Source organism: Leptospira neocaledonica (genome assembly GCF_002812205.1).
Lineage (GTDB): Bacteria > Spirochaetota > Leptospiria > Leptospirales > Leptospiraceae > Leptospira_B > Leptospira_B neocaledonica.
This window is the reverse complement of the sequence record NZ_NPEA01000032.1, coordinates 1-904: the sequence shown is the minus strand read 5'-3', so window position 1 is coordinate 904 and position 904 is coordinate 1. Positions and strand designations below refer to the sequence as shown.

The 904-nt window shown below is 36.6% G+C and carries 2 protein-coding genes; both read right to left on the bottom strand.

Annotated features, from left to right (window positions below; translation table 11 throughout):
* Positions 1 to 157 precede the first annotated feature (157 nt).
* Positions 158 to 460, bottom strand: coding sequence for a HigA family addiction module antitoxin (locus tag CH365_RS19840; RefSeq protein WP_100725302.1), 303 nt, complete (start codon positions 458 to 460; stop codon positions 158 to 160).
* A gap of 13 nt (positions 461 to 473) precedes the next feature.
* The gene (locus CH365_RS19835) at positions 474 to 755 is read right to left on the bottom strand and encodes a type II toxin-antitoxin system RelE/ParE family toxin (RefSeq protein WP_100770277.1); all 282 of its coding nucleotides are present in this window, start codon (positions 753 to 755) and stop codon (positions 474 to 476) included.
* Positions 756 to 904 lie beyond the last annotated feature (149 nt).

Here is a 904-nt window from a genome sequence, read left to right as displayed (position 1 = left end):
CTAACGACCAAGGTGTTCCGACGTTTGCGATGGCGCGAGTTTGCGCATGCAAACGAAGTGACTGAAGCAAATGTGGCGAAGCCCGAGCGAATGGGTCGCGAAGCGATCCCTGAGCGTAGCGGAAGCACCGAAAGTTATACGAAGTTGGGCAATGAACTCAACCGGTTCTTTGGAGCGTCTGAATACTATCTAATTTGAGCTTTAGCTTTTCTTTCTGTTTCCTTATTTCTAAATCATTCTGAAGATTTATCCAAAACTTATCGGACATTCCAAAAAATTTAGCTAATCTCAAAGACATATCTACTGTGATTTTACGCTTATCATGCAAAATCTCTAATACTGTAGAGGTTGAAACATGTAGTTCTTTTGCAAGTCTATATGGTGTTACTTCTAACGGATCCAAAAACTCCTCTCTAAGGATTTGAGAGACTGTTGGTGTAGGAATTCTTTTCGTTTTCATAATAGATCCTCTCTCAATGATAATCAATTATAGAGACGTCAAAGCAATTTCCCTCAGAGAATTTGAATGTAATTCTCCACTGGTCATTTATCCTGATAGAACAATAATTCTTTAAGGTCCCTTTTAAATGTTCAAATCTATTAGCTGGAGGGCTCTTTAAATCCTCTTCTTTTTCAGCATTTTCCAAAATGAGAAGTTTGATTAATGCCCTACTTTGTATTTCCGGAGGTATTTTCTTTGAAAATTCTTGGTGAAAGATCTTTTCAGTCTCTTTATCTCCGAAAGATTTGATCATTTATCCATATGTTTGCAATACAGATATATCTGTCAACCGGCTATACTCTTATATATTATGAAAATTACTAAGAAGGCGAATAAATTATACAATTTTCTTTTTCTACATTTAAGGGAAGTCCTTTGCCCAATTTCGTATAACGACCAAGG